The sequence below is a fragment of the Streptomyces melanosporofaciens genome, assembly GCF_900105695.1.
Lineage (GTDB): Bacteria > Actinomycetota > Actinomycetes > Streptomycetales > Streptomycetaceae > Streptomyces > Streptomyces antimycoticus.
The window spans coordinates 9,674,456-9,696,628 of record NZ_FNST01000002.1; the positions used below are offsets into that span (position 1 = coordinate 9,674,456).

At 72.3% G+C, this 22,173-nt stretch carries 11 protein-coding genes and 5 pseudogenes; 13 read left to right on the forward strand and 3 right to left on the reverse strand.

The features are described from left to right. The first annotated feature begins 35 nt into the window (after positions 1-35). The 9 genes and pseudogenes from speB to BLV72_RS43875 all read left to right on the forward strand — a co-directional run bounded on the left by speB (position 36) and on the right by BLV72_RS43875 (position 8,704). A pseudogene (gene speB, locus BLV72_RS43835) lies at positions 36-997 on the forward strand (agmatinase). Then, positions 990-2,531, forward strand: coding sequence for a purine-cytosine permease family protein (locus tag BLV72_RS43840; RefSeq protein WP_093469465.1), 1,542 nt, complete (start codon positions 990-992; stop codon positions 2,529-2,531). The pseudogene speB and the gene BLV72_RS43840 overlap by 8 nt, the downstream one beginning before the upstream one ends. A gap of 46 nt (positions 2,532-2,577) precedes the next feature. Continuing rightward, a pseudogene (locus tag BLV72_RS50785) lies at positions 2,578-2,946 on the forward strand (cyclase family protein); the annotation flags it as partial. Between the two features lie 277 nt (positions 2,947-3,223). Beyond that, complete coding sequence (locus BLV72_RS43850) at positions 3,224-3,631, forward strand: YybH family protein (RefSeq protein ID WP_093469467.1); 408 nt, start codon at positions 3,224-3,226, stop codon at positions 3,629-3,631. After that, positions 3,628-5,076, forward strand: coding sequence for a gamma-aminobutyraldehyde dehydrogenase (locus BLV72_RS43855; RefSeq protein WP_093469468.1), 1,449 nt, complete (start codon positions 3,628-3,630; stop codon positions 5,074-5,076). Before BLV72_RS43850 ends, BLV72_RS43855 begins: the two co-directional genes overlap by 4 nt. A gap of 156 nt (positions 5,077-5,232) precedes the next feature. Continuing rightward, positions 5,233-5,745 carry a GNAT family N-acetyltransferase gene (locus BLV72_RS43860; protein ID WP_093469470.1) on the forward strand — a complete coding sequence of 171 codons (513 nt, stop codon included), beginning with the start codon at positions 5,233-5,235 and terminating at the stop codon, positions 5,743-5,745. Positions 5,746-5,898: 153 nt separating this feature from the next. After that, positions 5,899-6,687 carry an SGNH/GDSL hydrolase family protein gene (locus tag BLV72_RS43865; RefSeq protein WP_093469471.1) on the forward strand — a complete coding sequence of 263 codons (789 nt, stop codon included), beginning with the start codon at positions 5,899-5,901 and terminating at the stop codon, positions 6,685-6,687. A gap of 118 nt (positions 6,688-6,805) precedes the next feature. After that, a pseudogene (locus tag BLV72_RS43870) lies at positions 6,806-7,717 on the forward strand (extracellular catalytic domain type 1 short-chain-length polyhydroxyalkanoate depolymerase); the annotation flags it as partial. A gap of 234 nt (positions 7,718-7,951) precedes the next feature. Next, positions 7,952-8,704, forward strand: coding sequence for a class I SAM-dependent methyltransferase (locus tag BLV72_RS43875; RefSeq protein WP_093469474.1), 753 nt, complete (start codon positions 7,952-7,954; stop codon positions 8,702-8,704). A gap of 43 nt (positions 8,705-8,747) precedes the next feature. Here the strand turns inward: BLV72_RS43875 and BLV72_RS43880 are convergent, their stop codons facing one another. Both BLV72_RS43880 and BLV72_RS43885 read right to left on the reverse strand, forming a co-directional pair. After that, the gene (locus tag BLV72_RS43880; protein WP_093469476.1) at positions 8,748-9,929 is read right to left on the reverse strand and encodes an RICIN domain-containing protein; all 1,182 of its coding nucleotides are present in this window, start codon (positions 9,927-9,929) and stop codon (positions 8,748-8,750) included. Beyond that, positions 9,842-10,594, reverse strand: a complete 753-nt coding sequence (locus BLV72_RS43885) for an RNA polymerase sigma factor (RefSeq protein WP_093469478.1) — start codon at positions 10,592-10,594, stop codon at positions 9,842-9,844. Before BLV72_RS43885 ends, BLV72_RS43880 begins: the two co-directional genes overlap by 88 nt. Positions 10,595-10,815: 221 nt before the next feature. Between BLV72_RS43885 and BLV72_RS43890 the strand changes: the two genes are divergently transcribed. Beyond that, positions 10,816-11,517, forward strand: coding sequence for an alpha/beta fold hydrolase (locus tag BLV72_RS43890; RefSeq protein WP_093470885.1), 702 nt, complete (start codon positions 10,816-10,818; stop codon positions 11,515-11,517). Positions 11,518-11,631: 114 nt separating this feature from the next. Here the strand turns inward: BLV72_RS43890 and BLV72_RS43895 are convergent, their stop codons facing one another. After that, a complete protein-coding gene (locus BLV72_RS43895; protein WP_244321303.1) occupies positions 11,632-12,282 on the reverse strand; it encodes a hypothetical protein in 651 nt (216 codons plus the stop codon). Positions 12,283-12,742: 460 nt separating this feature from the next. Here BLV72_RS43895 and BLV72_RS52350 point away from each other — a divergent pair. From BLV72_RS52350 to BLV72_RS43905, 3 genes and pseudogenes are all read left to right on the forward strand, one after another. Beyond that, positions 12,743-13,354: pseudogene (locus BLV72_RS52350) on the forward strand (ATP-binding cassette domain-containing protein); the annotation flags it as partial. 219 nt (positions 13,355-13,573) lie between these two features. Further along, positions 13,574-14,416 (forward strand): ATP-binding cassette domain-containing protein, encoded by an 843-nt coding sequence (locus tag BLV72_RS52355; RefSeq protein WP_483153948.1) that lies wholly within the window; start codon positions 13,574-13,576, stop codon positions 14,414-14,416. Positions 14,417-14,881: 465 nt separating this feature from the next. Continuing rightward, positions 14,882-22,161, forward strand: a pseudogene (locus tag BLV72_RS43905) (SDR family NAD(P)-dependent oxidoreductase). The last annotated feature ends 12 nt before the right edge of the window (positions 22,162-22,173 follow it).

Sequence of the window (22,173 nt, forward strand, 5' to 3'; positions counted from 1 at the left end):
CCACCGGCGCACGTGAAGAAGGGACTGCGAGAACCATGACCGAACCCCGAGGGCCCGTCGACTCCTCCCGGGTCCCGCGCTTCGCCGGCCCGGCCACCTTCGCCAGGCTGCCCCGCCTCGACGAGGTGTCCGGCGCCGACGTGGCCGTGGTGGGTGTCCCGTTCGACGGCGGCGTCTCCTACCGCCCCGGCGCCCGCTTCGGGCCCGCCGCGGTGCGCGAGGCCAGCCGGCTGCTGCGCCCCTACCACCCGGGCCTCGATGTGTCGCCGTTCGCCACCCAGCAGGTGGCCGACGCCGGTGACATCGCCGTCAACCCCTTCGACATCGGCGAGGCCATCGAGACCATCCAGGACGCCGCGAACGGCCTGCAGGCCGACGGCACCCGCCTGGTCACCATCGGCGGCGACCACACCATCGCCCTCCCGCTGCTGCGCGCCGCCGCGCAGCGGCACGGCCCGGTCGCGGTGCTCCACTTCGACGCGCACCTGGACACCTGGGACACCTACTTCGGCGCCGAGCACACCCACGGCACCCCGTTCCGCCGGGCCGTGGAGGAGGGCGTCGTCGACACCTCCGCCCTCTCGCACGTCGGCACCCGCGGCCCGCTGTACGGCAAGCAGGACCTCACCGAGGACGAGAAGCTGGGCTTCGGCATCGTCACCTCCGCCGATGTCTACCGGCGCGGCGCCGACGAGGTGGCCGACCAGTTGCGCCAGCGCATCGGCGACCGGCCGCTGTACATCTCCATCGACATCGACTGCCTCGACCCGGCCCACGCCCCCGGCACCGGCACCCCGAGGCGGGCGGCCTGACCTCCCGCGAGCTCCTGGAGATCCTGCGCGGACTGGCCGGCTGCCGACTGGTCGGCGCCGATGTGGTGGAGGTGGCGCCCGCCTACGACCACGCCGAGATCACCTCGGTCGCGGCCTCCCACGTGGCCTACGACTTGATCAGCCTGCTGGCGCTGCAGGGGAAGCAGGAGACAACGGATGAGTGATTCCCCGGCACTGACCGAGGTCGAGAGCTACGGGGTCGAGCGCATCCCCGACGCGGACCGCAGCGCGACCCCCTTCGACCTGTTCCGCGTCGCGTTCGGCGGCGCCAACACCTTCGCCACCTGTGTGCTCGGCGCCTTTCCGATCCTCTTCGGGCTCTCCTTCTGGCAGGGCTTGGCGGCGACCGTGTTCGGCGTGGTGGGCGGCTCCCTGATCCTCGCCCCGCTCGCGGTGTTCGGCCCTTGCAACGGCACCAACAACGCGGTCTCCTCCTCGGCACACCTGGGGGTGCACGGGCGGATCGTCGGCTCCTTCCTGTCGCTGCTCACCGCCATCGCGTTCTTCTCCATCTCGGTGTGGTCCTCCGGCGACGCCCTGGTCGGCGGCGCCCACCGGCTGATGGGCGTGGAGCAGAACGACGGCGTGTTCGCCCTCGCGTACGGCATCTTCGGGCTGCTGGTGCTGACGGTGTGCGTGTACGGCTTCCGGTTCATGCTCTTCGTCAACAAGATCGCGGTGGTGGCGGTCTCGACGCTGTTCATCCTCGGCTTCTTCGCCTTCGTGGGGGACTTCGACCCCGGCTACCAGGGCTCGTTTCCCTCGGCGTCCACGGCCGGATTCTGGCCCGCGTTCATCGGCTCGGCGCTGATCGTGCTGTCCAACCCGGTGTCCTTCGGCGCCTTCCTCGGCGACTGGGCGCGCTACATCCCCGCCGACACCCCGCGCCGGAAGGTCGTCACGGCGGCGTTCGCCTCGCAGATCGCCACCATCCTGCCGTTCTTCTTCGGCCTGGCCACCGCCTCGATCATCGCCAAGAAGGCCGCGCCGTACATGGACGCGAGCGCGCCGAACTACGTCGGCGGACTGCTGGCCATCTCGCCCGGCTGGTACTTCCTTCCGGTGTGCCTGCTCGCGCTCATCGGCGGCCTGTCCACCGGCACCACCTCGCTCTACGGCACCGGCCTGGACTTCTCCAGCGTGTTCACCCGGTTCAGCCGGGTGCAGGCCACGCTGGTCGTCGGGGTGCTCTCGATCGGGTTCATCTTCCTCGGCCGGTTCGCCGCCAATCTCTCCCAGTCCATCTCCACCTTCGCCACGCTGATCATCACCTGTACCGCCCCGTGGATGATCATCATGGTGCTCGGCTTCGTGACCCGGCGCGGCTGGTACGACCCCGATTCGCTCCAGGTGTTCAACCGGCGACAGCGCGGCGGCCGTTACTGGTTCCACCACGGCTGGAACTGGCGTGGCATGGGCGCCTGGCTGACCGCGGCGGTGCTCGCCCTGATGTTCGTCAACGTCCCCGGGCAGTACGTCGGCCCGCTCGGCGATCTGGCCGACGGCGCGGACATCTCGCTGCCGGTCGGTCTCGCCACCGCCGCGCTCCTCTACCTGACCATGCTGTGGATCTTCCCCGAGCCGCGCGAGGTGTACGGGCCCGAGGGGCCGCGGCTGGTCCGCGCCTCGGACGCGCCCGTGCCGCCGATCACCACGGAGGCCGGCGCGCCGGTGACCGCGGTGGCGGAAGGGGCGTGAGGCAGTCGTGCGCCTGATCGACCTCTCCGTACCCGTAGCCACGGGAATGCCGGTCTACCCCGGCGATCCGCGGGTGGCCATCGCCCCGGCGCTGAGCGCCGCCACCGACGGGGTGAATGTCCTGCACCTGGACATGGGGTCGCAGTCCGGCACCCATGTCGACGCCCCGTTCCACATCGACGACGCGCTGCCCACCCTGGACCAGCTGCCCCTGGAGCGCTTCTGGGGCCGGGCCTTGGTGGTGGACGCCCGTGGCGCGGCGCCCCGTAGCCCGCTCGGACCGTCCCTGTTCGAGGGGGCCTGGTCCGAGGGCCGGCCGCGGGCCGGAGACATCGTGCTCGTGGCCACCGGCTGGTCGCGGCACTGGGGCGGCGAGGACTACCTCGCCCATCCGTATCTGACCCCGGAGGCCGCCGAACTCCTGGTGGCCGCCGGGATCCGCACCGTCGGCATCGACGCGCTGAGCGTCGACCCCACCCCGGCCGACGACTTTCCCGCCCACCGGATCCTGTGCGGCGCCCACGCCGTCATCGCCGAGAACCTCACCGGTCTCGACCCCTGCTCGACGCGCAGACGGCGGGAGAACCCATCGAGGTCTCCCTGCTGCCGCTACGGCTCCCCGCGGCCGACGGCGCCCCCGTGCGGGCCGTGGCCCGCGTCGGCTGAACCACCCACGCAAGGAGCACCACCCGATGAACGACGAGGTTCTGCAGGCCGCCGACGCCGTGGTGGCGGCGTTCGGCGAAGGCCGCCTCGACGACTACTTCGCGGCGTTCGCGCCCGACGCCACGTTCGTCTTCCACACCACCTCCGAACGGCTCAACTCCACCGCGGAGTACCGGGCGCTGTGGGACCGCTGGGTCGCGGAGGACGGCTTCCGCGTCCTGGCCTGCGCCTCCACCGACCGGCTGGTCCAACTCCTCGGCGACACCGCGGTGTTCACCCACCTGGTGGAGACCACGGTGAGTACCACGGCCGGTGAGGAGACCACCCACGAGCGCGAGACCATCGTCTTCCGCCGTCAGACCCACGGCCACTGGCTGGCCGTGCACGAACATCTCTCCGCAGCACCCGGCACGATCATGGAGACGGAACGATGAGCGAGCTTCTCGTCCTGCGCAACCACATCGACGGCGCCTACACCGACGCGGCCGACGGCCGCCGCCTGGAGGTCACCGACCCCGTCACGGGCGAGGTGTACGCGTCCTCGCCCCTGTCGGGCGCCGCCGATGTCGACGCCGCGAAGGCCGCCGCCGCGGCGGCCTTCCCCGTCTGGCGCGACGCCACCCCGTCCACCCGGCAGAAGCTGCTGCTGAGGATCGCGGACGCGGTCGAGGCCCGTGCGGAGGAGATCGCGGACGCGGAGTGCCGCAACACCGGAAAGCCGCGCGCCCTCACCCTCACCGAGGAGATCGCCCCGATCGTCGACCAGATCCGGTTCTTCGCCGGTGCCGCACGGCTGCTGGAGGGCCGGTCGGCGGGCGAGTACATGGAGGGCCTGACCTCGATCATCCGGCGCGAGCCGATCGGGGTGTGCGCGCAGGTCGCGCCGTGGAACTACCCGCTGATGATGGGCGTGTGGAAGTTCGCCCCGGCCCTCGCCGCGGGCAACACCGTCGTCCTCAAGCCGTCGGACACCACCCCCGCCTCGACCGTGCTGCTCGCCGGCATCATCGGCGACATCCTGAAGGAGATGGGCCTTCCGGCCGGCATCTTCAACGTGGTATGCGGCGACCGCGAGACCGGCCGGCTGATGGTCGAGCACCCCACCCCGGCGATGGCTGCCATCACCGGCTCGGTGCGCGCGGGCATGCAGGTCGCCGCGTCGGCCTCCAAGGACATCAAGCGGGTCCATCTGGAACTCGGCGGCAAGGCCCCGGCGGTGGTCTTCGAGGACGCCGATATCGCGGAGGCCGTGGAGGGCATCTCCCTCGCCGGATTCTTCAACGCGGGGCAGGACTGCACCGCGGCCACCCGGGTGCTGGTCCACGAGTCGGTCCACGACGCGTTCGTGAGCGCGCTCGCCAAGGCCGCCGCCGCGACCAGGACGGGCGGGGGCATCGACGACGAGGAGGTGCTGTACGGGCCGTTGAACAACGCGGGCCAACTCGCCCAGGTCTCCGGCTTCATCGAGCGGCTCCCCGCCCACGCCACGGTCGAGACGGGCGGCCACCGGGTCGGCGACAAGGGCTTCTTCTACGCGCCGACCGTGGTCTCCGGGCTCAAGCAGGACGACGAGATCATCCAGAACGAGGTCTTCGGCCCGGTCATCACCGTCCAGCCCTTCCGCGACGAGGCCCAGGCCGTCGCGTACGCCAACGGCGTGGAGTACGCGCTGGCCTCGTCGGTGTGGACCAAGGACCACGCCCGCGCGATGCGGATGTCCAAGGCCCTGGACTTCGGCTGCGTATGGATCAACACCCATATGATCCTGGCCGCCGAGATGCCGCACGGCGGCTACAAGAAGTCCGGCTACGGCAAGGACCTCTCCGCGTACGGCTTCGAGGACTACACCCGCGTCAAGCACGTCATGACGGCCCTCTGAGGCCCGCCGCCTTCCGGCCCTCAGCACCGCGTCACACGGATCCGGCGCGGTGCTGAGGGGAGGGCGGCCACCCGCACCGACCATCCGTCTGTGAACGAGCCGTCGCGGAAACCTTGTTCGGCCCGCTCGGGGCCGGCCCGGCTAGCCTGGTGCGATATGAGCGAGATGACACTGCGCCGGGCCCAGGTCTCCGACCACGGGACCATCGTCGAGTGCGTGCGGAGCTGGTGGGGCGACTCCCGCACCCCCGAGCAGGCGCGCGAGCTGTCGCTGCTGGTGCCCAGGCTGTTTCTGCAGTTCTTCTCCGGCACCAGCCTGGTGCTGGAGGACGAGGACGGGATCAAGGCGTTTCTCGTGGGCTTCCACGCCGCGGACAACGACGACCAGGCGTACATCCACTTCGTCGGGGTCGACCCCCGACAGCGCGGGCAGGGCGTGGGCGCCAGGCTCTACACGGCCTTCTTCCAGCGCGCCGCCGAGGCGGGCCGCCGGGAGGTGCGCGCCATCACCTCGCCCGCGAACACCGGATCCGTGGCCTTCCACCGGGCCATGGGGTTCACCGTCGAACCGGGCGATCAGGAGGTCGGCGGCGTTCCCGTGCACAGCGACTACGACGGCCCCGGGCAGCACCGGGTCTGCTTCCACCGGCGGATCGCCGTGCAGCCGTAGCGGACGCGAGGGCTGGGCGGACGAGAGGGGTTGACGGTGGGGGAGTGGTGGCCTACACCGATATGGGAGCGCTCCCATGACTGCGATGGCTCCCATGACTCGTGGACCGAACCTCATGGACCGAAATCTCGTGGACCGCCGAAAGGAAAGCCCATGACACCCACCAGACGTCCGCTCGCCGCCCTGATCCCCTTACTCGTGTTCCTCGCCGTCTTCGCCGTCCTCGTCCCACTCGGCGCCGGCACGGCCCGCGCCGAGTCCAACGGCGGGGTGAAGGTCATGCCGCTGGGTGACTCGATCACGGACGGGTTCAACGTTCCGGGCGGCTACCGCGTCGGACTGTGGCAGAAGTTCACGGCGGGCCGCTACACGGTCGACCTCGTCGGCTCGCTCTTCAACGGCCCGGCGGGGCTGGGCGATCACGACCATGAGGGGCACTCGGGCTGGACGATCCAGCAGATCGACGACAACGTCGTCAACTGGCTGCGCGCCCAGAACCCGCACACCATCCTGCTGCACATCGGCACCAACGACATCTACGGCAGCGACCCCGCCGGGGCACCCGCCCGCCTCTCCACCCTGATCGACCACATCACCGCCCAGGCGCCGAACGCGGAACTCTTCGTCGCCACCATCACCCCGCTGGGCTTCCTGGACTCGACCGTGCGGGCCTACAACGCGGCGATTCCGGGCATCGTGCAGAGCAAGGTCAACGCGGGCAAGCGCGTCCATCTGGTTGACATGTACAGGGCATTGACGCCCGCGGATCTGGCCGACGGGGTGCATCCGAACGCCGGTGGCTACGACAAGATGGCCGACGTCTGGTGGAGGGCGCTGCTGTCGGTGCCGGGCAGCATCGGCACCCCCTCGTCCACCCCCGCCGAGTCCACCGCAACCGGTTCCACGGCGTACGGCAACGGGTCGGCCGCACGGGCGGCATGAGCCGCATGAGCCGCCCCCTTCACCACCACAGTCCAGGAAGGACAGTCGCATGAACCACGCCCCCGTGTCCGCGGGAACCACGTGCATACCCGGACGGCGCCGAAGGACACCGAGGTCGATGGCCGCGGCGTTACTCGGCGGCGTACTGCCGCTGCTCGCCTCACTGTTCCTGCTGGCCCCGACCCCCGCGGCCGCGGCCTCGCTCACCGAGGTCACCGGCTTCGGCACCAACCCGAGCAACCTCCGCATGTACGAGTACGTGCCGAACAACGTCGCGGCACGGCCCGCCGTTCTCGTGGCGGTGCACTACTGCACGGGCTCGGGCCCCGCGTTCTACTCCGGCACCGAGTTCGCCTCCCTGGCGGACCGCTACGGCTTCATCGTCATCTACCCCTCCGCCACCAGAAGCGGCGCCTGCTTCGACGTCTCCTCGCCGCAGGCCCTGCGCCACGACGGCGGCAGCGATCCGGTGGGCATCGTGTCGATGGTGCGTTACGCCCAGCAGCGCCACAACGCCGACCCCAACCGGGTCTATGTCACCGGCGCCTCATCGGGCGCCATGATGACCAACGTCCTGCTGGGCGACTACCCCGAGGTGTTCAAGGCGGGCGCGGCGTTCGCGGGCGTGCCCTTCGGGTGCTTCGCCACCACCGACGGATCCGGCTGGAACAGCGCCTGCGCCAACGGCACCATCACCAAGACACCGCAGGCGTGGGGCGATCTCGCGCGCGGGGCCTACCCCGGATACCAGGGCGCCCGGCCGAGGATGCAGCTGTGGCACGGCACCGAGGACGGCACCCTGCGCTATCCGAACTTCGGCGAGGAGATCAAGCAGTGGACCAACGTCCTCGGGGTGAGCCAGACCCCCGTCCTCACGGACCGCCCGCAGCCCGCCTGGACCCGCACCCGCTACGGCGCCACGGGCAACCAGGCCCCCGTCGAGGCGATCAGCGTTCAGGGCACGGGACACTCCCTTCCGGCCGCCGGTATGGCCGCACGGGCCATCACCTTCTTCGGCCTGGACGCCGGCTGACCTGCTGACCGGCCGACACGACGATGAGAAAGGCGCCAAGGGGTCGGCGAAACCGCCCCCTTGGCGGCCTTCGGCGGGTGCGTGGACGTCCGGTGCCCACGGCCGCGGAGCCAGACTCCGCCCCTTCGCCCACCACCCCTCCGGCGGCCGCCAGCGCCCTCGCGGTCTGGAGCCTGAGCTGGTGCTATGCAGGGTCCGCGCCTATGTTTTCCCTCTTGGGAAGGGGAGCGCGTGGACCGGAACATCCGCACGATGGACGACGTCATGAGACTCCTGGACGGCCTCTTCGCACCGGAGGCCGACCGCTGGACGGCCGACGGTGCCTCGTGGTGGGACGGCTTCTACGCGGACCGCTCCAAGTCCGTGCCGTTCTTCGTGGCGAAGCCCGACGAGCATCTGGTGTCGTATCTCGACCGCGGCCTGGTCGCCCCGGGCCGGGCGCTCGACCTGGGGTGCGGCCCCGGCCGCAACGCCCTCCACCTCGCCTCCCGGGGCTTCACGGTGGACGCCGTCGACCTCTCGCCCACGGCCATCGCCTGGGCCACGGAACGCGCCCGCGAGGCAGGAGCCGGGATCCGGTTCCACTGCGGCGACGCCTTCGCGCTCACCGCGGGTGAGCTTGCGGGGCCGTACGACCTGATCTGCGATTCCGGCTGTTTCCACCATCTGCCACCGCACCGCCGGGTCAGCTACCTCGCTCTCCTCGAGCGCGCCCTGGCCCCCGGCGGCCATCTCGCCCTCACCTGCTTCGCGGCGGGTGCGATGGGCTCCGAACTTCCCGACGCGGACTTCTACCGCCAGTCGGCGCTCCACGGCGGCCTCGCCTACACACCCGCGTCCCTGCGCTGGATCTTCTCCGAGCTGACCGAGATCGAGCTGCGCCGCATGCACGACGAACCGTCCGACTCCCCGCTCTTCGGGGAGCCGTTCCTGTGGACAGCCCTCTTCCGCCGCGTCACGGAGGCCGGGAGCGCCGTGGTCTGAGGGGCCGGTCGGGCTCGTTGGCGGGACGGCAACGCGATGACGGTCACCGCGCCGCGGGCCCGGACACCGACACATCGGTCGAGGCGTCGGCGTAGCCGGCGGTCCACCGCTGGTCGTTCCGGTCGTCGGCCGAGCGGAGCTCGACCTGGCCGTCGGTGTCGTCGGCGTCCGGTGTGATGGCGAAGCCCGGTGCGATATGAGGGCGTATCAACCCCTGGCGGTCGACCACGAACCGCAGGTTCTCGCCGTTGTCGCCGTCGGCGGAGGAGCACGGCCAGATGCCGACACCCCGGTCGGTGTCCCCACGCGAGTCCAGGCAGAAGTCGGGGTCGGCCCCGGTGTGCAGCAGCCCCTCGGAGTCCAGCCGCCATCGCTGGGTGTCGGTCCCGGCGCACGGGGCCAGGACGGCGTCCGTGCGCTTCTCCAGTCGCTGGTCGCGGATGTCCAGACAGAGTCCGGAATCGGCGTTGATCACCGACGTGTAGGTGCCACCCGGAATCGGGGCGCCGGACGGCGGGGCGGTGCTCGGAGGAGGTGTGGCAGGGGCGGTCGTGGGCGGTTCGGTCATGCCACCGGGGTTCGGCGGGCGCTGTGGCCGTTTCGTCGGGGTCGGCGGATCCGTCGTGGGCTGAGCCGAAGGAGCCGAAGGGGTGGCGGTGGCGGACACGGGCGGAGGTGTGTTCGTGCCACCGGCCGGGGTCATGTCGTCCCCGCCGGACACCAGGACGGCGACCGTGGCGGCCACCGCCGCCGCGGCCGCCACCGCGATGAGCGCGGTGGTCGCGGGCGGCCGGGAGCCCGTCCAGGCCGGTCGGCGCCACCGGCCCGCGGATCCACCGTCCATCGGCGCGTTCGGCGCGTTCGGCACGTCCGGGGGTGCGATGCCAGAGCCCCCAGCGGCTCCCGTGGTTCCCGCGAACCCCGCGGCGATCGTGTCCTCCCCGGTCTCGGCTGGGGGATACGGCGGTGGGGGAGCGGGGGCCAGGGGCGGGTCCGGCTGTCGCGACCCCGCATGCAATGGCGTCGCCGATCCCACCGAGGGCAGACCGCTGACCGGTCCCGCCGTGACATAGGCGGCCCCGCCCCACCCCAGGAGCCCGTCGGCGATCACGGTCCGGGGATCCTCGTCCATCCGGATCAGGTCGCCGTACACCCCGGCGCAGGACGGGCAGGCGGACAGATGGCGGTCCAGGTCGTCGCAGCGCCGGGGGTTGTCCGGCCGCACCGCCGCCTCGATGAGGCCCCGGAACCCCTGACAAGTCTGCTCGCCACCACGCTCCAGATGGGTTCGCAGCCACGCCTCGCGAAGGGCGCCCCGTGCCGTCTCCCGGAGCGTGGGGACGGTGTGCGGCGCCAGCCCGCGAAGGTGGCCACCGCCGTGTCGGGATCCTCGTCCACCACGCTGTACCACAGGACGTCACGGGTGCGCGCCGAGAGGCTGAGGAAGCCACCGAGCATGGCCGAACGCTCTTGCGGCCTCCGGCGTCCGGCCTCGCCGTCCGCGGTGATACCGGAGCGGCCGAGCCACTCGGCGAACGGGGGATCGAGCCTCTCCGCCCGGTTGCCCTCCGCCCAGGTGGCGGCCACCCGCTGGACGAGCAGCAGCAGATGGTGCCGCCACGGTCCCCAGGGGTCGATCCCGCGACAGGTCTCCTGCGCGGCGAGGCCGAAGGACAGATCGGCGAGCTGGTCGGCGTCGGCCCGGGTCCTGGTGCAGAGCCGGGCGTAGGACAGCACCGCCGGCAGGTGGCGCTCCCGCAGCTGCTGGGTGGCGGGGAGTGCCGTGGGAGCCCCGGAGCGGATGCGCTCGGTGAGTTCCGCGTCGGACAGTTGGGCGTACGGCCGCTGCCCGGCGGTGGCATCGGGCTCGGTTCCGTGCTGGTCGGTCACCCTCGCGACTCCTCGCGTCCCCGGCAGTGAGACGAGTGCCCATAGTGGTGGAGCGCGTGGGTGCCGGTAAAGCTATTCGGCAGGAACTGCCTTGAGACGACAATTAATTACGGTCGGTGGCGAGCGTGGAACTCAGCCGCCAGCGGGGCCCGGCGCCGGACCTGGACGCGCTGACCCCGTCTTCCCTCCCCGTTGTCACACCCCCGCGCTACCTTGCCGCCATGACGGAATTCGTACTGGTGGCGGGTGCGTGGCTGGGGTCGTGGGCATGGGACGGGGTGGTGCCGGAGCTGCGCGCCGCCGGACACGGCGTCCATGCCCTCACGCTGTCCGGACTCGCCGAGAAGCAGGGTGTACAGGCCGGGCAGCAGACCCATGTCCAGGACATCGTCGGCGAGGTCGAGCGCCTCGAGCTGCGCGATGTGGTCCTGGTGGGGCACAGCTATTCGGGCATACCGGTCGGTCAGGCCGCCGAGCGCATCGGTGACCGGCTGGCCCATGTGGTGTTCGTGGACTCCAACGTTCCGGCGGACGGTGAGTCGTTCCTGTCGGCATGGCCCGGTGGGCGGGCCATGGTGGAGGCGTCGATGGCCGCGAACGGCGGCTTCTGGGCGCCCCTGACCGAGGCCGACTGCCACGGCCAGGGGCTCACCGACGAGCAGATCGGGCGGCTCGTGGGCGGCGCCACGCCGCATCCGGGCGCCGCGCTGTCGGAGTCGGCCGTCCTGGCGCGCCCGCTCGGTGGGCTGCCGGCCACGTACATCAAGTGTCTCCTCGACGGCGCCGAGCCGACGGACGACGTGGCCGAGCTGCTGAAGAGCGCGCACTGGCGGCTGGTCGAGATGGACACCGGCCACTGGCCGATGTTCTCCCAGCCGCGGGAGCTGGCCCGGATACTGCTCCGGTGCGCTGGGGCATCGTGACGCCGCACGACGCCTGACAGGGCCCCGGGCGGTGTTCGCCCGGGGCCCGGTCACCCACATCGTGCGCGGCGGGGGAAGCTACGTCGTGTGTGTGCGACCGCGCCGCCGGTGCGGTCACTCGCAGCCGTACCGCCAGTTCCACCCCACGAAGGTGTGCCGCAGCTCCACATCGAAGCGGCAGCTCGCCGTCCCGTCGGCCTTCAACTGGACGAAGGAGTGGTGGGTGTTGTTGTACCAGTCGCCGGTCGGATCGAAGACACCCTGGTACGCGAAGTCGGCGTGCGCCTCGGAGTTGACCTCGGCGCAGTCGGTGACACAGTCGTCCTTCGCGGTCTGCGAGGTGAGCGACCAACCGGCGTCCCACGGCTCGCGGTTCCACTCCTGGGTGGCCGTGGTGCCGGCCGTGGTGACGCGGCCGTTCGCCGTGTCCCACGAGGAGGCGGTGTACAGGCCCGTCATCCGGATGTTGCAGCAGTCGTACATCTCGTTCCAGCCGCGCAGCTGATGCCCGGCGGCGGTGGCGGCGGTGCGGGCCGAGCGCGCCGATGCCGGGCCGTGCTGGACGGAGACCGGTTCCGGCTTGCAGTCGGCGCCTATGGTGATCTGCCCCGAGACGGCCTGGCCGGGCGCCGGAACGGGAAGCTCGCCGGTCAGCCGGACACCGTCACAGGACTTCGGCGCCGGGTCGGGCTCCTGGGCCGTCGCCACCGACGTACCACCCAGGAACGCCACCAGGGAGACGGCCGACACGGCCGCGATGCTCAACCGGCTCTTCACTTCTCACGCCCTTTGATCCGATGCGATCCGAACGGGGCGGCGCGCCTCGATACCGGTGTGCCGCCAGGTCACGCGGGTGATCGTAACGGCGGTCGTCCGCGGAAGCGGGGGCTCCGGAAAGATTGGCAGGAAGGTGGCACCGCGGCCCCGCCCGGCCGCGCACACGACATCACACGCCACGGCTGCGCTACACTGCCGGGGTCCTGTTGTCTCCGATAGAGGTGGACGTTGCGTATCTGAGGTTCGCGATCATCGCGCGGTATGGCACAAGCCGTAACCCGTCACGTCGTAGCCGGCCTTCTCGCCGCCCGTGACCCGTGTGAATGCGACCTCGGTGCATCGCCGTCCCTCACCCTTCGGAGGGCCGCACCCGTTTTCCCGGCTTGGTCGCCGCGTGGTGCTCGCATACGTAGCCCCTTTTCACAGCGCTTGCGAATGCGAGAACACCATGGCAGCATCCCCCACCCCCAGTGCCTCCGTGACCTGCTCGGCCGTGTCCTTCCAGTGGCCGGACGGCACCACCGTCTTCGACGGGCTCTCGCTCGGCATCGGACGGGGTCGCACCGGCCTCGTCGGCACCAACGGCAGTGGCAAGTCCACTCTGCTGGGGCTGATCGCGGGCCGGCTGCGTCCCGCGCAGGGGTCGGTGACCGTCGGCGGCAGCCTCGCCTACCTTCCGCAGAACATCACCCTCGACACCACCCTCCGCGTCGACCAGGCCCTGGGCATCGCCGAGCGGCGCGCCGCCCTGAGCGCCATCGAGGCCGGAGACGTCGACGAGGCCCACTTCGAGACCATCGGCGACGACTGGGACGTCGAGGAGCGGGCCCTGGCGACACTGGGCTCACTCGGGCTCGGCGATGTCGAGCTGGACCGCACCGTCGGCCATCTGTCCGGCGGGGAGACCGTACTGCTGCGCCTGGCCGCCCTGCTCCTGGAGCGTCCCGACGTCCTGCTGCTCGACGAACCCACCAACAACCTCGACCTGTTCGCACGGCGGCGGCTCTACGACGCCGTCGACTCCTGGCGCTCCGGTGTGCTGGTCGTGGTCAGCCACGACCGTGAGCTGCTGGAGCGGGTGGACCGGATCGCCGAACTGCGGTCCGGGTCGGTGACCTGGTACGGCGGCGGCTGGTCCGCCTACCGGGAGGCGCTGGCCACCCAGCAGGAGGCGGCCGCGCGGATGCTGCGGGTCGCCGAAGCGGATGTGCGTCGGCAAAAACGCGAACTGGAGGAGACCCATATCAAACTGGCGCGCCGTCAGCGGAACAGCAAGAAGATGGACGTCGAGCGGCGGGCCCCGAGAATCGTCGCCGGTGCCCGCAAGCGCTCCGCGCAGGAATCGGCCGGAAAGCTCCGCGACCTGCAGGAAGACCGCCTCCACGAGGCGCGTGAGCGGCGTGAGGAGGCCGCCGAGGCGGTCCGCGACGACGCCGAGATCCGGGTGAGCCTGCCGCACACCGCCGTGCCCGCGGGCCGCACCGTGCTCAGCCTGAGTGAACTGGGCCTCCGGTACGGCGCGCTGCGCGACGCCACCCTCCATGTGCAGGGGCCCGAACGCATCGCGCTGGTGGGGCGGAACGGGGCGGGCAAGACCACACTGCTGCGCACCCTCACCGGCCAGCTCGCTCCATTGTCCGGGGAGGCCAGGACGTTTGTGCCGCTGCGGTTCCTCCCCCAGCGGCTGGATGTGCTGGACGACGAGCTGAGCGTGGCGGCGAACGTGGCGCGCCGGGCGCCCGGGATCACCGACAACCACATCCGCTCGCAGCTCGCGCGCTTCCTGTTCAAGGGGGCGCGGGCGGAACAGCCGGCCGGCACCCTCTCGGGCGGCGAACGTTTCCGGGCCGCCCTCGCGGCCACCATGCTCGCCGCACCGGCCCCGCAGCTGCTGCTGCTCGACGAGCCGACCAACAACCTCGACATGGCCAGTGCGCGGCAGCTGACGAGCGCGCTGGACTCCTACGAGGGCGCGCTCGTGGTCTCCAGCCACGATCTGCCGTTCCTGGAATCCATCGGCATCACCCGGTGGCTGCTGGTCGGCGAGGAGCTGCGGGAGACCGGCGCCGACGAGGTCCGGGATCTGCTCGAGGAGTCATCCGCGACGGAGGTGACCGACTGAGACGGCCCGGGCGGGTGGCCCACGTGCCGCCCGCCCGGGCCACCCGAGGGGTGTGGCCGCCCGCCCGGGCACCCCGGGAAGCGTGGTCACGCGCCCGGGCCGCCCCGCCTCTCCGGCCTGTACACGAAATTCGCGACAGCGAAATCAGGATCCGGTGTCCGCGCAGGTTAAGGCGCAATCAAGGTTCACTCATGCGCTCCGGCATACCTTCGGCAGCGATCTCTTTCACCTGCGATATATGAACATGCAACAGAGGGGAAGGAGGTGGCAACGCCACCGATGTCGTCGCGTCTGGCGAGAATCAGCCCGTCGCGGCGCGGGCTTGCGACTGCTTGTTGACTCTTCAGTAATGAAGTGGCTAATTTCAGCCCCGCGCCGTTTCGCGAGATTCCCGTGCCATACGTTCGACATGCGTTGCCCGAATTATCTCCCTTTCCTGCTGCGCTAGCGATTTTCGGAGAAAACATGTCATCCGCCGTGGACGCCGGCGATCTTGTCATCGGCATCACGCCCTTAGGGGAACCCGACGCCAGACTCGCCGCAGCGGTCAGCCGCGCGGGCGGTCTCGGCGTTCTCGACCTGGGAACAACGGGTCGTGAGGCCCTCCAGGCGTGGGAGGACATCGGCGAGTGGGTGGCCGACGGGCGGTACGGCGTGCGGGTCGCGGCGCGCTGCCGCCTCACCCCCGCGGACCTGCCCGACACCCCGGTCAGCGGCAGTCCAGAGGGTGGCGCACCCGGTCCCCACACGGTGGTGCTCGGGGTGGACTCGCCCTGGCCGGTGGAGGCCGTCTCCGACCGCTGCCGAGTGCTGGCCGAGGTCACCGACCTGGACGCGGCGCTCGAGGCCGTCCGCGCCGGAGCGCACGGGCTGGTCGCCCGGGGCAGTGAGAGCGGCGGGCGGATCGGGGCGTTGGGCACCTTCATCCTGCTGCAGCGGCTCCTCGCCGACCCCCGGGTGTCCTTACCGGTGTGGGCCTGCGGCGGCATCGGCCTGCGCACCGCCGCGGCGTCCGTACTCGGCGGCGCCGCGGGGGTCGTGCTCGACACCCAGCTGGCCCTGCTCGCCGAATCGGGGCTCCGGGAGGACCGGGCCGCCGCCATCCGCTCCATGGACGGCTCCGAGACCACCGTCGTCGACGGGCACCGCGTCCTGCGGCGCCGGGGGCGCGCCACGCAGCACATCGAGCCAAACCTGACGGTGGGTCAGGACAGCTTTCTGGCCGCCCAGTTCGCCGAGCGGTGGCGGGATGTGGGCCGCACCGTCCGGGGCATCACCGACGCCATCCGGGAGGCCGCGCACGAGGCCGTACGGAACGGCTCCGCCGTCTCGGCGCTGCGCCCCGGCGCCTCGCTGAGCACCCGTCTCGGCACCCGGCTGCCCCTCGCACAAGGCCCGATGACCAGGGTCAGCGACCAGGGCGCGTTCGCCTCCGCCGTGGCCGCCGGAGGAGCGCTGCCGTTCATCGCGCTCGCCCTGGCCGGACGTGACCAGGCGCGCACCATGCTGGAGGAGGCCGCGGTCGCGCTGGACGGACGCCCCTGGGGTGTCGGTGTCCTCGGCTTCGCACCCGAGGAGATCAGGAACGCCCAGCTCGAGGCCGTACGGGAGATCCGCCCCAGCCACGCCATCATCGCGGGCGGACGGCCGTCCCAGGCGAAGGCGCTGGAGCGGGACGGCATCGCCACCTATCTGCATGTGCCCTCGCCGGGGCTGCTGCGCCAGTTCCTCCAGGCCGGGGCCCGGCGGTTCGTCTTCGAGGGCTCCGAATGCGGCGGTCACGTGGGGCCGCGCAACAGCTTCCCGTTATGGGAGGCCCAGATCGCCGTCGTCGAGGACTTCCTCGACGACACCGCGCACGACCCGCGCCATACGGCGAACTCCCACGGCACCGACGGCACCGAAGCGACCGACGGGGCCGACGACACCGACGGCGCGGGTATCGAGATCTTCTTCGCCGGGGGAGTGCACGACGAACGCTCCGCCGCGATGGTGGCCGCGCTCGCCGCCCCGCTCACCCGGCGCGGCGTCGCCGTCGGCTCGCTGATGGGCACCGCGTACCTGTTCACCGAGGAAGCCGTGGCACACGGCGCCGTACAGCCACTCTTCCAGCGCCAGGTGGTGGCCGCCGAGCACACCGTGCTGCTGGAGACCGCCCCCGGCCATGCCACACGCTGCGTGCCCAGCCCCTTCACCGAGAGCTTCGACACCGTCAAGGAGCGGCTGCGGAACGAGGGCCTGCCGGACCGGGACGTCTGGGAGCGGCTGGAGCGGCTGAACGTGGGACGGCTGAGGATCGCCAGCAAGGGCATGGACCGCGGGCCCGATGGCGCATTGGCTTCGGTGGACGAGGAACACCAGCTCGGCGGCGGGATGTTCATGGCCGGGCAGGTCGCCGTGCTGCGCTCGGCCACCACCACGATCGCCGCCCTGCACCATGCGGTGGGCCCCGGCGCCGCCGACTTCCTCACCGCACGCGCCGAGGCCGTGTGCGAGCGCCTGGGCGTGGCCTCGGGCCCGGCGGCGGCCGAAGCGCCCGCGCCGCTGGATGTGGCCGTGGTCGGCATGGCGTGCATGTTTCCGCAGGCGCCCGACCTCGCCTCGTTCTGGGCCAACGTCGTGGGCGGTGTGGACGCCGTCACCGAAGTGCCCGCCGAGCGCTGGGACCCGGCCGTCCACTACACGGGCGACAAGGACGGCGCCTCCGCCTCCCAATGGGGCGGCTTCCTGCCGCCCATCCCCTTCGACCCGCTGCGCTACGGCATCCCCCCGGCCTCGCTGGGCAGCATCGAACCTGTCCAGCTGCTGGCCCTGGAGGCCGCCCGCCGGGCCCTGGACGACGCCGGATACGGCGACCCCGGTGACGGCGGCCGGACCTTCGACCGCTCCCGCACCTCCGTGGTGTTCGGCGCCGAGGCGGGCAGCGATCTGTCCAACGCCCAGACGCTGCGCGCCGTCCTGCCGCGCTACGTCCGCGAGGTGCCGCGGGACCTGGCGGACCAGCTACCCCGGCTCACCGAGGACTCCTTCCCCGGCATGCTCGCCAACGTCATCTCCGGGCGGATCGCCAACCGGCTCGACCTCGGGGGCGCCAACTACACCGTGGACGCGGCATGCGCGTCATCGCTGGCCGCCGTGGACGTGGCCTGCAAGGAGCTGACCGCCGGTACCAGCGACCTCGTACTGTGCGGCGGCGCCGATCTGCACAACGGCATCAACGACTATGTGCTCTTCTCCTCGGTGCACGCCCTCTCCCCGACGGGCCGCTCCCGCACCTTCGACAGCTCGGCCGACGGAATCGCGCTCGGCGAGGGCGTCGCCTGCGTCGTCCTGAAACGGCTGGCCGACGCCGAACGGGACGGCGACCGCGTCTACGGCGTCATCAAGGGCGTCGGCTCCTCCAGCGACGGCCGCTCGCTCGGGCTGACCGCACCGCGTCCCGAGGGACAGCGGGCCGCCCTGGAGCGCGCGTACGCCAATGCCCACCTCTCGCCCGCCGACGTCGGCCTGATCGAGGCGCACGGCACCGGCACGGTCGTCGGCGACCGCACCGAACTCACCGTCCTGGGCGAGGTGTTCACCGACGCCGGGGCCGCACCGGGGGCGTGTGCGCTGGGCTCGGTGAAGTCCCAGATCGGGCACACCAAATGCGCCGCGGGGCTGGCCGGGCTGGTGAAGGCCGCGATGGCGCTGTACACCGGCATCACTCCGCCGACCCTGCATCTGACCCGGCCCAACGCGGCGTGGGACGCGGACCGCAGCCCCTTCGCCTTCCACACCCGGGCCCGGCCATGGGCCACCGCGCCCGCCGAACGGGTCGCGGGGGTGAGCGCGTTCGGCTTCGGCGGGACCAACTTCCATGTGGTGCTGGCGGCCCACGGCCGGGGAGCGCCACCCGCACAGGGGCTGGACGCCTGGCCCGCCGAGCTGTTCCTCTTCCGCGGGGCCGACCGGGCGGCGGCGCTGCGGGTGGTCCAGGAGACACTCGACCAGCTCACGGCCAATGACACGGCCGGACGGCCATGGCGGCTGCGCGACCTCGCGCTGACCGCCTCCCGGCGCGCCGACGCCGGCCACGAACCGGTCCGGGTGGCCGTGGTGGCCGCGGACCTGGACGACCTGGCCGCACGATTACGCCAGGTGCTCGCGGGCGATCCGCCGGGCCCGGGGCCGCGCGGAACGGACGGGCTGCACATCGCCCCGGACACGGCAGAAGAAGCCGGGGTCGAGCCGGAGCGCGGCAAGGTCGCCTTTCTCTTCCCCGGGCAGGGCAGCCAGCGGCCCGGGATGTTCGCCGACGCCTTCGTCACCTTCCCCGAACTCCAGCGCCAGTTGCGCCACGGACGCGCCTACGCCGACGCGCTGTATCCCCCGGCCGCCTTCGACGAGGCAGGGCAGGCGGCACAGCGCACCGCCATCACCGACACCCGAGTGGCCCAGCCCGCACTGGGCATGGTCGGACTCGCCGCGTACACCCTGCTCACCTCCGCCGGGGTCCGGCCCGACATGGCGGCCGGACACAGCTACGGCGAGCTGGTCGCACTGTGCGCCGCGGGCGCCCTCGACCCCCGTACGCTGCCGCGGCTGAGCTCCGAGCGGGCGGCCGCCATCCTCGGCGCCGCCGAGGCCGCCGGGGAGGAGCCCGGCACCATGGCGGCCGTGACCGCGCCCCCCTTCGAGGTCGAGCCGGTGCTGCGGGCGGCCGGGCTCGCCGAGCGCGTGGTGACCGCCAACCACAACGCGCCACGGCAGACCGTGATCTCCGGGCCCGAGCGGGAGATCCAGGAGGCGGTGCGGCTGCTGCGTGCGGCCGGGCACTCGGCCAAAGGGATCCCGGTGGCCTGCGCCTTCCACAGCCCGCTGGTGGCCGGGGCCGGTGCGCGGTTCGCCGAGGCGCTGGCCCGCCATCCGGTGCGGGCGGCCGAGTTCCCCGTCTGGGCGAACCGCACCGCCGCCCCGCACGGTGCGGAGCCGGACGCCATCCGCGCCGAACTCGCCGCCCAGATCGGCGCGCCCGTCCGCTTCGTGGCGCAGATCGAGGCCATGTACGAGGCGGGTGCGCGGATTTTCGTGGAGGCCGGTCCGGGAACGGTGCTCACCCGGCTGGTGGGGGAGATCCTCGACGGCCGTCCGCACCTCGCCCTCGCCTGCGAGGGACGGCGTACCGGCCCCGCCGGGCCGTGGGGGTTTCTCGACACCCTCGCCCGGCTGGCCGTCGCCGGTGTTCCGGTGCGTACGGCCTGGCTGTTCCACGGCCGGGACGCGGTGGCGGCGGGCTCCGCCCCGCCACCGAAACGGCCCGGCTGGACGGTCGACGGACACCTGGTCCGCACCGCGGACGGTGAGCTCCTTCCCGGTGCGCTGGCACCGGCCCGACGTGTCATGGAGGCGACCGTGAGCCAGACCGATCGGACGGGTGGCGGCGAGTACGGGGGCAGGGACGCCCTGATCTCGGAGTTCCTGAGGACCAGCCGGGAGATGATCGCCGCCCAGCGCGATGTGCTCCTCACCTACTTCGGCGGGACGCCGGGCGAACGGCACGCGTCGCCACCGGCTCCGGTTGTCGCGGCCGCGCCGTTGCCCGTTGAGCTCGGCCCGGTGACCGCCGCGCCGGTGGCCGCCGCGTCCGGCGCCCCGTCTCCGGTCGCCGCCGAGTCTCCCGCGTCAGCCCCGCCCGCACCCGCCACCGGACCCGATGTGCTGCGCGCGGTCTCCGAGATCATCAGCGAACGCACCGGCTATCCGGTCGACATGATCGAACCCGACCTCGATCTCGAAGCCGATCTCAGCATTGACTCCATCAAACGCGCCGAGATCGCGGGCGAGTTGGCACGGCGCCTCGGTGTCGCGGGCGCGGGCACCGGTGCCCTGGGCGATGAGGAGCTGGAGGAGCTGGCCAAGGCCCGTACCACCGCCGCCGTCACCGACTGGCTCACCGCCCGTCTCGCGCCGCCCGCCCCGGCGGCCTCCGCGACACCGCCCGACGAACCGGAGGCGGTGGCCGAGGACGTGGCGGCCGAGCCCGTGGCGGTGGCTGTGGTCGAGCCCGAGCCCGAGCCCGAGCCCGCGGCCGTGTCCGGTGTCGCGCCCAAACGGCTGCGGCTGGTGCCCGTCCCCCTCGGCCCACCTGACGACGGTGCCACCGCGCCGCCCGAGCTGACCGGCCGGCGCTTCGCCCTGCTCGGCGGGGAGGGCGACGGGGTGGCCGAGACGGTGGCCGCCCGACTGGGCGAGCGTGGTGCCGAGGCGGTCTGTTTCGCCGCCGGGCATCCGCTCACCGAGGAGGACGGCCGGGTGGACGGTGTGCTGCTGCTCGACCCGCTGGCCACCTCGGGCGCACCGGTGCTGCCGGAGGCGTTCACGGCCCTCCAGTCGGCCCTGCGGCGCGCCCCGCACTGGCTGCTGGCACTCCGCCGCGCCGACCCGCTCGCCGCGCGCACGGCCGGGCTGCGCGGGGTCTTCCGTACGGTGGCGAGGGAGTACCCGGACATCGTCACCAGGCTGGTGGAGTTCCCCGCAGACGTGGCCGGGTCCGCCGCCTTGGCCGGGTCCGCCGAGGTGGCCGGGTCCGCCGAGGTGGCTGGGTCCGCCGAGGTGGCCGATTTCGTCAACGCAGGCGGATCCACCGGCGCGCCCATTTCCGCCGACGCGCCCGGTTGCATCGACGCGCCCGGATCCCCGACGCGCCCGGATCCATCGACACGCCCAGGTTCGCCGACACCGTGGCCGACGGGCTGCTCGACGAGCTGCTCGCCCCGGACCGTACGCCCGTCGTACTGCGCACCGCGGATGGACGGCGCCATCGGCTGGACCTCGTGGAGACCCCGCTGGGCGCGCTCGCCGGTTCGGGGGCCGGACCCGCCGGGGACGGCGCGGCGGAGGCGGCCGCGCTCGGCCTGGACCGGGACGCGGTGGTGGTGCTGGTCGGCGGGGCGCGGGGCATCACCGCGCGGTGCGCCGCCACCTTCGCGTCCGCCGCCCGCTGCCGGATCGAGTTGCTCGGCCGTACGCCGGAGCCCGTCGGCCCCGAGGACCCGGCCACCGCCGGGGCCCGCGACGAGACGGCCCTGCGCGCGGCGCTCGCGGCCCGGGGCGGACTGGGGCCCGTCGAGATCCAGCGGGAGGCCGCCCGGATCCTGGCGCGGCGCGAGGTCGCCGCGACGATCGAGGAGCTGACCGCCCTGGGCGGCCGGGTCCGCTACCGCTCGGTGGACTTCCGCGACGCCGAAGCGGTGCTCCAGGCGGTGAAGCAGATCCACGCCGACCACGGACGGCTGGACGGTGTCGTCTACGGGGCCGGTGTGATCGAGGACCGGCTGATCGCGGAGAAGTCCGCCGAGTCCTTCCAGCGGGTGTACGGCACCAAGGTGGAGGGGGCCCGGACGCTGCTGGACGCGCTGGCGGAGCTGCCCGAACCCCCGGCGTTCGCCGTGTCGTTCGGCAGCATCGCCGCCGCCCTCGGCAACCGCGGCCAGGTGGATTACGCGGCGGCCAACGACACGCTGGAGACTCTCGGCGCGCGCTGGCGGGACCGCACCGGCCGCCGGGCGCTGACCGTGCATTGGGGCCCCTGGGCACCGACTGGCGCCCATGGCGGGATGGTCACACCGGAGCTGGGCCGGGAGTACGCCCGGCGCGGCATCTCGCTCATCGACCCCGAGGAGGGCACGCTGGCGCTGCTGCGCGAGCTGGCCTGGGGCGAGGAGTCCACGGGGTCCGTCGTCTACACCGCCTCGGGCTGGTGAGCGTGACGGACG

Coding starts and splice junctions, on each gene's coding strand:
- BLV72_RS43860 (WP_093469470.1), top strand. CDS start 5,233: ATGAGCGAGATGACACTGCGCCGGGCCCAGGTCTCCGACCACGGGACC.
- BLV72_RS43850 (WP_093469467.1), top strand. CDS start 3,224: ATGAACGACGAGGTTCTGCAGGCCGCCGACGCCGTGGTGGCGGCGTTC.
- BLV72_RS43890 (WP_093470885.1), top strand. CDS start 10,816: ATGACGGAATTCGTACTGGTGGCGGGTGCGTGGCTGGGGTCGTGGGCA.
- BLV72_RS43855 (WP_093469468.1), top strand. CDS start 3,628: ATGAGCGAGCTTCTCGTCCTGCGCAACCACATCGACGGCGCCTACACC.
- BLV72_RS43840 (WP_093469465.1), top strand. CDS start 990: ATGAGTGATTCCCCGGCACTGACCGAGGTCGAGAGCTACGGGGTCGAG.
- BLV72_RS52355 (WP_483153948.1), top strand. CDS start 13,574: ATGGACGTCGAGCGGCGGGCCCCGAGAATCGTCGCCGGTGCCCGCAAG.
- BLV72_RS43865 (WP_093469471.1), top strand. CDS start 5,899: ATGACACCCACCAGACGTCCGCTCGCCGCCCTGATCCCCTTACTCGTG.